Source organism: Xanthomonas sp. DAR 35659 (assembly GCF_041242975.1).
Lineage (GTDB): Bacteria > Pseudomonadota > Gammaproteobacteria > Xanthomonadales > Xanthomonadaceae > Xanthomonas_A > Xanthomonas_A medicagonis.
The window spans coordinates 3,753,113-3,763,042 of sequence record NZ_CP162488.1 but is presented as its reverse complement, the minus strand read 5'-3'; the positions used below and the strand labels follow the sequence as shown (position 1 = coordinate 3,763,042).

Here is a 9,930-nt window from a genome sequence, read left to right as displayed (position 1 = left end):
TCGGCAGCCGCGCGCTGCCGCCGAGGTTCCCATGCAGATGGGCTGTGGAGCACATCGGGGCGTCTGACCACCAAGACGCGTCCGCGGCTGGAGGCGAGGGTGGCGTGCGGGGAACCTTGCGGTCGCGACGACGGCCGATGGGCACCTCTAGTAACTTCGGAAAGTGTCCTGTAGATACCGTCTTCCCCCCTAACAGGCAAGGGCCTTTTGAGGGTCGAAGGGCGTGCGCGATTTGAGCACGCCGTAGGCGATATGCAGCAGCTTGCGCATGGCGGCGCAGATGATCTGCTTGTTGGCCTTGCCGCGTTCGCGCAGGCGTTGTTTCAGCGCACGCACGACCGGGTTGTGGGTCATGGCGACCAAGGCCGGCAGGAACAGGCCGGCGCGCAGGCGTGGGGAGCCGGTACGGGAGATGCAGGCCTGCCCCTTGCGCTTGCCGGACTCCTGCAGCCGTGGATTCAACCCGGCGAAGGCGGTCACCGCCGAGGCCTGGGAGAAGCGCTCCACGTCGCCGAGCTCGGCCAGCAACAGCGCCGCGCTCCTCTCGGCGATGTCGTCGATGCTGACCAGCAGCTCGCGCTGCCCGCGCAGGGTAGGATCCTGGTCGATCTGGTCGTCGATGGCCCGTTCGATCTGGGCGATGTTCGCTTGCAGCTGGCCGATAGTCTCTAGCAGCGAGGCGCGCACCACCGGCGCGGCGACGTCCAGGCGGTTGCGCTCCATCTGCAGCATCTGCAGCAGGTCCTCGCGCCGACGCACCAGCGCCTTGAGGTGCTTGAGCGCCGGCGGATCGGGCTGCCACGGCCGCAATTGCGACGCATGGCGCAGGCCGTAGCTGGCGATCAGCTTGGCATCGCTGCGATCGGTCTTGACCCGAGTCAGCTGGCTGCGGGCATACAGCGCCGTCTGCGCCGGGTTGAGGACGCATACGCGGTAGCCCAAGGCGTGCACGAACTCAGCCAGGGCCTCGTGGTAGGTGCCGGTGGCTTCCATCACGATCCAGCTGTCCGCCTGCGCATGGCTCTGCAGCCACGTCCGTAGGGCCTGGAACCCCTTCGGATCGTTGGAAAGCTTGGCCTTGGTGCGGTACTTGCCGTTGGCCAGGTCGATGGCCAGGTCGAAACGGTGTTTGGCGACGTCGATACCGACGACTGGGGACATGGGGAATTCCTCCATCGTAGGGTGAACACGATCACCGCTGCGCCCGGTCCTGCCTTGTGGATGCGAGTTCACGCCTGCGGCGGACTCTGGATACCGTACGGACACCGATGGGCCAGCATATGCAATGCGGGAGCCAATCTACAATGCAAGCTCGTGGCTTTAGGAGCGACTGGGCTTCCCGCACTGCTCCGATGATCAGTCGGAAGACATAAGGCCACGTGGGCCTCATGTCCAGATACAAGGAGCGGCTTTAGCCGCGACGGGCTTTCCCGGGAACGCCTCGTCGCGGCTAAAGCCGCTCCTACAGGGAAAACTGCATCTGGCTTGATTGTGGCGAAAGCAGGTTGTTAGAGGTTCCGCTACGGCGCCGGTCGCTCGCCGATGCGCTAGGACTTCCCGTCGTCCTCGTCCTCGTCTTCTTCTTCGCCGTCCGCATCCTCGGGCGATGTCCACCACACCGTGCCATCCTCGCGCGCGGGCGGATCGACCTGGCGCATTTCCACCGCATCGACGCGGCGTCCCGGTGCCCCGGCCTGCCAGTCGCGCAACCAGGCATCCACCGCGTCGCGGTCGGTGGCGGCGATGCCGACGTCGCGGTCGGGCATCCAGTCGGTGTCGGACGCCTCGCGGTGCGAGTGCGCGACGGCGCCGTAGCTGCAGCGCAGGCAGTAGTTGGCCAGGTTGCTGGTCCAGTCCTCGACCAGGCCGATCGCGCCGTCCTCGGGCGTCGACCGCAGCGCGTCGCGGTCAGCGGGAGCCGGGCAGTGCGCGAACACCGTGAAGGTCTGGAAGGGGGACGGCTGGGTGCGCGCCAGGGCGTTGAACACCGGCACCGCGCGGCCCCGGAACATGCGTTCCCCGGTCGAGGCGCCGTCATGCACGACGATGTCGCCATAGCGGTGGCCGCTTTCCGGCAACGGCACATTGAGCAGGCGCGCACGGACCACGTCGATGCGGCGGGCATACAAGGTCTCGCCGCCGCGCCACGGGTTCAGGCGTACGCTGACCACGCCGAAGTCCGTCTCGATCGGTCCGTCGCCTTCGGGAATGGCGATGCCGCAGGCGGCCCATTGCGCCCGTGCCTGCACCCAGTCGCCGAGCGCGGTCGCCGCGATGCCGGCGTTCCAGTGTGCGGATTCGTAGGGTTCGTCGACCAGCGCCAGGGCGCGCAGGTTGTGCTGCAGCGAGACCGGCCAGTCCAGCAGGTACTTGTGCACCAGCCCCTGCATGTAGTGGTAATAGCGCGCGTCCGGCGCGTAGGTCAGCAGGGTCGCGAAGTGGCGTGCCGCCTGCTCCAATTGCCCTGTCTCGAAACACTCGTAGGCGCGCTCGTGCACATCCTGGAGCTGCTCTTCGGACAATCGGCGTGGCATCGGGACGACCTGGCGCGTTTGGCGTGGATGCCAATTATGGCGTCAAGGCGCAGCTGCGCGCATCAGCGCAGGGGTGGCGATCGGCGGGATGACGGCCTGTGACGGCGGCAGGTCCGGGCCATACCGCCGGAACGCACGGGTGGCGCGAGCCGTCGCCCAGCGCCTGCTTTCCGCCTTCTGCGCCGCGGCGGCGGCGAAGAAGGCCATTCGCGTGCCTGGTACGTCGCGATGACGTACCGCGGCGAGGTGCGCGCCTCAGCGCAGCGGCACGTCCGCCACCTTGTCCTGGTAGTCGCGCTTGGGGTCGATGCCCAGCAGCACCTTGATGCCGGCCATGAGGCTGGACCCGTTGAGCCAGATCTGCGCGTGGTCGGGATCCAGGCGCAACAGCGCCAGCTTCGGGTCGTCCTTGCCTTCTTCGTACCAGGCGTCGATGAAGCCGTTCCACAGGCGCTCGATCACCGCCTGGTCGTTGTCCACGCTAAGGGTGCCGCTGATGCTGGCGAACAGATCGTGGTCCTTGGCGCTGAACGCGGCGATCACGCGCCGGCTCTGGGTCAGTTTCTGCACCAGGGCGTTGTCCTTGGAGGTGAAGAACCAGATCGGGCCGCCGCGGTCGCCCTCGAACTGCGCCGTCATCGGCCGCGCGTGACCGTCCTCGACGCCGTCCAGGCCGAGCATGACCGTGCGGTCGGATTTCAGTGCCTTCCAGAATTTCTCTTCCAGTTCCTGCGGGTTCGCCATGCGGGTCTCCGATCGTGGGTGAATGCGTAGGTGCACTGTGCGGCGGCCCGCGCGCGCAGGCCGTGACGGAAGCGTCGACGGAGCGTGTAGGTCACGCCATGCGCCATCGCTGTGCGGGGACGAGCGGGGCGCCTGGTACCGCGCGTAGACAAGCGCGGTCGCTCCGCGGCGCTGGGATCGGAATCGAAAACGCACGACGCGCCGCGGTGGACACTGGGTGCCGCCGCGTCTGGCTGCTTGCTCCGCCGCCATGGCGTGCGCCCCCTACCGGCTCTTTCGCAAAGGACGATCGACGATGAGTGCGATACCCCCGCAACAAGCCCCGCTGGATCCGATGCTGACCCTGGCGATGGTCCAGGCCAGCATCGCCGCCTATGCCGCGTTCGAGGGCAAGCCGGTGCTGGCGCCGTCCGACTACCGGTTGGTCGCGCGCTGGTCCGGTTGGGACGGCGATCCGTTCGGCGGCAGCGAGGAAGTGTTCGGCTTGCTGTTCCAGTCCACCGGGGACGCCGGCACCTGCCTGTTCGCGTTCCGTGGCACCGACTCGGACCTGGACGTGTACGAGGATCTGGACTTCACCACCACCGATTTCGTTCCCAGCGCGGGCACGGTCGCGCCGACGCCGCGGGTGTCGGCGGGCTTCTACGGCATCTACGACGGCAAGGGCGGGAACATGCGCGCGTCGATGCGCGAACAGTTGTTCGCGCTGCTGGCGCACTTCGCGCCGCGCCAGGTGTACGTCACCGGGCACAGCCTGGGCGGCGCGCTGAGTCAGCTGTTTTCGCTGGATCTGGCGCTCTCGCAACCTGATCTGCGCGCCTGCAACATCAATTTCTGCAGTCCGATGGTCGGCGAGGCGAGTTGGGGCCAGGCCTACGCGCAGGCGATCGCGGTCACCGACAGCACCCGCTGCTTCAACTATTGGGACTACGTGCCGACCCTGCCGCCGTCCACCTTCGGCTACGTGCCGGTGGGGCAGGAGTTCCGCACCGCGCATGACGTGCGCGGCGCGCTGTTCGTGCATCTGCTGTCGCGGCATTCCATCGTCAACATGCAGACGGTGTTGCGGCACGCCTTGCTGCTGTCGCCGCAGGTGTGGACCGGGACCTTTCCGGACTTCGAGGATCCGCGACGGTTGATGCTCAGCACGGTGCCGCCGGCGCCGCCGCGGCCGGCATGGGCCGACATCGAACTGGCCGCGCGCGCGTCGGAGCGGCTGTTGGGGGCGGCGATGGACCCGCCGTCGCCGGCGAGCGCGCCCGGATGAGTGCCGGGCCGCCTCGTGCGCGCAGGCGCGTGCGGCGTGGCGATGTTCCTCGCGGCGCAGCGCCGCGGCCGATGCCGCGGCAGGCGCGGCCCCTTCACGGTTTCCAGGAGCAGCGCGATGGCCTCGTTCGATCTGTATCTGCCGCAATTGCTGAAGTTCGAGGGGGGCTATGTGGACGATCCGGCCGATCCGGGCGGTGCCACCAATCGCGGCATCACCCTGGCGACGTTCCAGCGCTATGCGCAGCCCGTGCTCGGCGAAGCGCCGACGCTGGACGCCTTGCGCGCGCTGACGGTGGAGCAGGCCGCCGTCCTCTACAAGCAGGTCTACTGGGCCCCGCTCGATGGCGACCAGATCGCCACGCAGGCGCTGGCCGAGATCCTGTTCGATTTCTACGTCAACGCCGGGACCGAAGCGGTGCTGCTGTTGCAGCGGGTGCTGCAGCAGTCGGGCGCGACGGACGTGGGCGTGGATGGGGAGATGGGGCCGGTCACGCTGGCGGCGTTGCAGGCGGCCGACCAGGCGCAGGTCTATGCGCTGTATCGCCAGGGCCGCATCGCCTACTACCGACGGCTGGCGCAGGAGCGTCCGGTCGACGACAAGTTCCTGCAAGGCTGGCTGGCGCGCGCGGAGTGGTTCCCCGCGACGCTGCCGTCCGCGTCGACCGCCGCTACGCCGGCCACTGGTGCCGCCTGAATTCGGCACACCGCGCCGCATGCGCCGCTTCACATGCGGCGCATCAGCGGCTGACTAGCATTGCCTGCGATGCGGTCGCACGTGGCGACCGTGGCGTTGCGCCGACCGGCGCAGCGCTCCCTCATCGGATTCGGGAGCATCGCAACATGATCAAGTGGGCCATCATCATCGCCATCATCGGACTCATCGCCGGCGCGCTCGGCTTCACCGGCGCCGCGGGCGCGGCGATGGGGGTCGCCAAGTTCCTGTTCTGGGCCGGCATCGCCATCGCGCTGGTGTTGTTCCTGCTCGGCACCATGCTGGCCAAGAAGGTCGGCTGAGCGACGCGATCCGATTGGCCGCATCGCGCGGTCGCATGCCGTCGCCGCCGGCGTGATCTGGCGCAGGCCGTGTGCAGTCCGTCTGGACGACTGGATGTGCGAGGTCGGTCGCCGGGCCGCGACCTGGACCTGCGGTGGCGGCTCGTCCGTAGCGAGCCCCACTGGTCGATGCGGGATCTGCCGGGAGAACGGAGATCCGGCGTTGGACATGCGCCCGCAAGGCCGATCGCCAGCCATTGGCGTCACTGCCCGATTCAGCAGGCGGGCGAAAGCGGGCGGGCGTAGCCACCTGGCGATGCCCGTTCGATGCATGCCGCGGGTGGCGCCGCTGTGCGCGGACGTCGACATGCGCTGGCAAACGTCAGCGCGCGCCGCCTTGCCGGACTCAGGCGCCGCTGTCGGGCGTCTTCGTTTCGGGGGTGTTCGCGGCCTTGGACGCCTCGCGGGCTTCGCGCTTGCGCGCTTCCTTCTCGTCCTGCTGCTTCTTCTTGGCGATTTCGCGCTGGCGTTTTTCGAAGGAGTAGTTGGGCTTTGCCAAGTGGATGCCTACCGTGGTGAGGGATGTCCCCCCAGTGTAACCGCTGTGCGCCGGCGCCACCTCGGCAGCCGGTCCAGGCCACGCTTGCCGCGTGGCCTGGACCGGCTGCGAGGCCTGCGCCCCGCCAGGCGCCGTTTACGGACTCAGGTAGGGCTGGATGCTCGAATACACGTCGGAGAAGCGCGAGTAGTAGTCCGGATCGCTCGGCGCGCTGCAGTACGACGTGCCGCCGTACAGGCCACCGCGCAGCTGGTAGGCGCCGCTGCTGTTGACGGTGAACAGGCCGGAGCCGGAGGAACCGCCTTCGGTGACGCCGGTGCTCCACTGCACGCGGTACAGCGGCGACTTGCCGTCGATCGAGCTGGACAGCGCGGTGACCTTGCCCAGCGAATACTTCTTCACGTCGCCGGCGGGGTGGTGGATGCCTTCGATCGCGGTGCCGGTGGCGCCGATCGCCGAACTGCTCCAGCCGGCGTAGAACGCGCCGCTGGGCGGAGCGGTCTTCAGCTCAAGCAGGGAGGTGTCGCGGGTGGTGTTGGCATGGCGCAGGTAGGCGCCGCCGCTGAGGGTGGTGTAGGCCGAGTTGACGGTGGAGCCGTTGCAGGTGGTTGCGTCGTAGAACCAGTAGGTCTGCAGGGTGTTGGCCACGGTCTGGGTGCTGATGCAGTGCGCGGCGGTCCAGAACAGGTACTTCTTCGGCGAGTTGCTGTTGTTGAGCAGGGTGCCGGTGCACAGGTAGGAGCCGCTGCTGGTGCTGAACACCATGCGCGCCACCGACTTGGCGGCCGAGGTGAAGCCGCTGCTGGGATTGGCGCGGCAGACGATGTCGCGCTCGCACGAATCGCTCTCGCCGATCATCGGCCGCATCATGTCCGCGCTGGCGACGGGGTTGATGTCCATGTGCGAGACCTGCGGGATCTTCAGCGCGAAGCCCTGCGGATACTGGCCGGCCGGCAGTTCGATCTCCACCAGCAGGCGCTCGCCGGCCACCGCCGCCGACCAGCCCGGTTCGCTGCCGGCGAAATCGGCGCCGCTCTGTTCGAACACGCGGCCGTCGTCGCCGGCGAAGCGGAAGATGGCCTTGCTCGGGTCGCCCGGCTGGGCGCCGCTGGCGCTGAGTTGCAGCGCCGCGCGCAGCGCGGCCGCATCGGTGGAGACGATCTCGAAGCTGGTCACCTGCGCGCCGCTGGGCAGGTTCTGCCACGTCAGCCGGCGCAGGTTGATCGCCGGCTTGGCGATGCTGCGCGAAAAGCCGATCTGCAGCGGCTGGCCCTGCTTGACCTGCTGGCCGCGCAGTTGCTTCATCGTCGCGGCCTGGGCGCTGTCGGGCGCGCCCAGTTGGATCAGGCGCGGCGCATGCGCGCTGCCGGTGGCGAGGCTGCGCAGCTCGGCGCCGCCGAGCGCGGCCGCGTCGGGACGCGCCTGGACCGGTGCGGAGTCCATTTCGGCCGCTGGGGGAGTGGCGGCGATGGCGGCGGAGGACAGGCCGGCGATGCCGGCGAGCAGGGCCAGGGACAATGCGGACTTGCGATTCATGGATCTTCCTTCTGCTAGAAGACGACTGGACCATCCGGCAGGGGACCGGATGCCGATGCACCGACGTCCGAGGTGCGTGTCGAGGCTACGGGCGGCGGGCGGCCGATTACGTGCGCGTCGTCACGTCGAGGGGGCCGATTTTGTAGACGTTTGTCACTTCGCCGTGACATGTCGCACCCGTTTGCCGGCGTCCTTCCGCCACCGCCATGCAGCGAAATCCAGGGCGCCACGCCAGCGCGCGCGCAAAAAAGAACGCCCCTCCCACGGATGCGGGAGGGGCGTGAGGAGCGCCGTGCGGCGTGGCGCCGCGATCAGGGCGCGCGGCGGGTCGCCGGGACGAACTTGTAGAGCTTGTGCACGCCGGTGCCGAAGTTGAAGCGGCTGTAGCCGGCGCCCCAGTACACCGCACCGTCCACGATCGCCGGCGCGCTGGACACCGAACCGCCGGCATCGAAGCTCCACAACGTGGCGCCGGTCTTGGCGTCGAGCACGGTCATCGCCCCGGACATCGAGCCGGCGTACACCAGCCCGGGAGAGGCGGCGAGGGGACCGCGTCCGCCGGCGCCGAAGCTGGTCTGCACCGGATCGGTGCCCGGCACCTTGACCTGCCAGACGATGCGGCCGGTGGCCGCGTCCAGCGCCGCCCACGAGCCGGCGTTCCAGGTCTCGGTGTTGCTCGGTGCCAGCGTGTACGGCGTGTGCTCGTTGTTGTTGATGGCCACGTACACGCGCGCGGCGAACGGATCCACTGCCGAGCCCCATTCGATGCCGCCGGCGGTGCCGCCCGGACCGACCTGGGTCGACCACACGGTCTGTCCGCTGTCGGCGTCGAGGGCCCAGTACACGCCGCTCTTCTGCCCGGCGCCGACCAACGCCTGCGGCTTGCCGTTGCGCATCGCGGTGAACAGGTTGGCGCCGCCGCCGCTGAAGTCGTAGTCCGGTCCCTGCGGATCCTGGCAGACGCCGACGGTCGGCGCGACCAGGCACGACAGCGACCAGGCATCGGCGCCCTGCAGGCGCCGCGTCCACACCGGCTTGCCGCTGCGCATGTCCAGCGCCAGCACCGAGTCGACGTAATTGTCCGGCGCCATGCAGGCCAGTTGCGCACTCTTGTCGCCGTTGGCGTTCTTGACGCAGTTGGCCACGTCCAGCGGCACCGAGTAGTTGTTGCCGGTGGTGGCGTACACGCGCTGCCGTTGCGGGTCGATCGCCAGCGTGCCCCACACCGAGGCGCCGGTGTAGCCTTCCGGCGTGGTGCGGAAACTCCACAGCAGCTTGCCGGTCTTCAGGTCGAGCGCGGCCACGCTGCCGCGGAACGAGAATTGATAGCCGGGCGTCAGCCCGCCCCAGTCGCCGGAGGACACGCCGACGTAGACGCGGTCGCCGTACACCACCGGCGAGGCGGTGATGCGCGCCTGTGGATTGGACTCGACCAGGGTCTTCCACAGCAGCTTGCCGGTGGTCTTGTCGATCGCCACGACGGTGCCGCTGGCCTGGTCGCCGACCAACAGGCGATCGCGCGCGATCGCAGGGCTGTTGCGCGACAGCGAGTTGGCGTTGCCGGTGTAGTCGGACAGTTTCACCTGCCACGCCGCCTTGCCCAGCATGGTGTCGATGCGGTACAGCTGGCCGCCCCAGTCCGGCACGTACAGCGCGGTGCCTTCCACGGTCGGGGTGGCGGAGACGTCGCCTTGCGTGGTGAAGGTCCAGGCGAGCTTGAGCCGCGCCGCGTTGCGCGCGGTGATCTGCCACTCGGTCGGCGCATAGCGCGTGTTGAGAAAACCGCCGCCGGCGCTCTCCCAACGGTTGCGGGTGGCGAACGGCGCGCCGTCGTTGCCGCCGAACCACGCGCCGGTGGCGTTGCCGACGCCGGCGGGTGCGGAAGCGATGGCCGGGGTGTCGCTGGATGCGGCGCTGTCGCGATTGCCTGCGCCGCCGGTCGCGTCCGGCGCGGACGTGGAGGACTGTGCCGACGCCGCTGCGCCGATCGTCAATCCGGAGACCAGCGCCAACCACAGCAACGAGCGTTTCTGATGCGCGTAATGCCTGTTCATGCGGTGTCCTTCGGGGTTCGGAGTGGGGACCCCCCCTGACTGCCGGCGCATGGTAGGAAGGAAAAACCGCGCATGTCATGTACGCACGAAAAGGTTAGGGACGGCGAAAAGGTTGCATGCATAGCCAAAGCCAATCGTATGCCCGCCATCGCGTCCGGCCCGGCGTGGCGCGTGTCGCAGTCGTGCTTGCGCATCCATCTCCCAGGCGTCGGCGCATCGCCTTGCCGGCCAACGGTTTCCT

At 68.7% G+C, this 9,930-nt stretch carries 10 protein-coding genes; 3 read left to right on the top strand and 7 right to left on the bottom strand.

Annotated features, from left to right (window positions below; all coding sequences use genetic code 11):
• Positions 1–189 precede the first annotated feature (189 nt).
• The 4 genes from AB3X07_RS15715 to AB3X07_RS15700 form a co-directional block, all read right to left on the bottom strand.
• Positions 190–1,161, bottom strand: coding sequence for an IS110 family transposase (locus tag AB3X07_RS15715; protein ID WP_369939527.1), 972 nt, complete (start codon positions 1,159–1,161; stop codon positions 190–192).
• A 386-nt stretch (positions 1,162–1,547) separates the two neighbouring features.
• Positions 1,548–2,534, bottom strand: coding sequence for a hypothetical protein (locus AB3X07_RS15710; protein WP_369939526.1), 987 nt, complete (start codon positions 2,532–2,534; stop codon positions 1,548–1,550).
• Between the two features lie 42 nt (positions 2,535–2,576).
• Positions 2,577–2,741, bottom strand: coding sequence for a hypothetical protein (locus AB3X07_RS15705; RefSeq protein WP_369939525.1), 165 nt, complete (start codon positions 2,739–2,741; stop codon positions 2,577–2,579).
• Between the two features lie 48 nt (positions 2,742–2,789).
• The gene (locus tag AB3X07_RS15700; protein WP_369939523.1) at positions 2,790–3,278 is read right to left on the bottom strand and encodes a pyridoxamine 5'-phosphate oxidase family protein; all 489 of its coding nucleotides are present in this window, start codon (positions 3,276–3,278) and stop codon (positions 2,790–2,792) included.
• A gap of 295 nt (positions 3,279–3,573) precedes the next feature.
• Between AB3X07_RS15700 and AB3X07_RS15695 the strand changes: the two genes are divergently transcribed.
• The 3 genes from AB3X07_RS15695 (at position 3,574) to AB3X07_RS15685 (ending at position 5,561) form a co-directional block, all read left to right on the top strand.
• Entirely contained in the window at positions 3,574–4,545 is a 972-nt protein-coding gene (locus AB3X07_RS15695; RefSeq protein WP_369939522.1) for a lipase family protein, read from the top strand.
• A 117-nt stretch (positions 4,546–4,662) separates the two neighbouring features.
• Positions 4,663–5,241 carry a glycoside hydrolase family 108 protein gene (locus AB3X07_RS15690; protein ID WP_369939521.1) on the top strand — a complete coding sequence of 193 codons (579 nt, stop codon included), beginning with the start codon at positions 4,663–4,665 and terminating at the stop codon, positions 5,239–5,241.
• A 146-nt stretch (positions 5,242–5,387) separates the two neighbouring features.
• A complete protein-coding gene (locus AB3X07_RS15685) occupies positions 5,388–5,561 on the top strand; it encodes a DUF1328 family protein (RefSeq protein WP_369939520.1) in 174 nt (57 codons plus the stop codon).
• 385 nt (positions 5,562–5,946) lie between these two features.
• Here the strand turns inward: AB3X07_RS15685 and AB3X07_RS15680 are convergent, their stop codons facing one another.
• From AB3X07_RS15680 to AB3X07_RS15670, 3 genes are all read right to left on the bottom strand, one after another.
• Positions 5,947–6,159, bottom strand: a complete 213-nt coding sequence (locus AB3X07_RS15680; protein WP_369939519.1) for a hypothetical protein — start codon at positions 6,157–6,159, stop codon at positions 5,947–5,949.
• Positions 6,160–6,234: 75 nt separating this feature from the next.
• Positions 6,235–7,635, bottom strand: a complete 1,401-nt coding sequence (locus AB3X07_RS15675) for a trypsin-like serine peptidase (protein WP_369939518.1) — start codon at positions 7,633–7,635, stop codon at positions 6,235–6,237.
• Between the two features lie 311 nt (positions 7,636–7,946).
• Positions 7,947–9,689 carry a PQQ-binding-like beta-propeller repeat protein gene (locus AB3X07_RS15670; RefSeq protein ID WP_369939517.1) on the bottom strand — a complete coding sequence of 581 codons (1,743 nt, stop codon included), beginning with the start codon at positions 9,687–9,689 and terminating at the stop codon, positions 7,947–7,949.
• Positions 9,690–9,930: the final 241 nt, after the last annotated feature.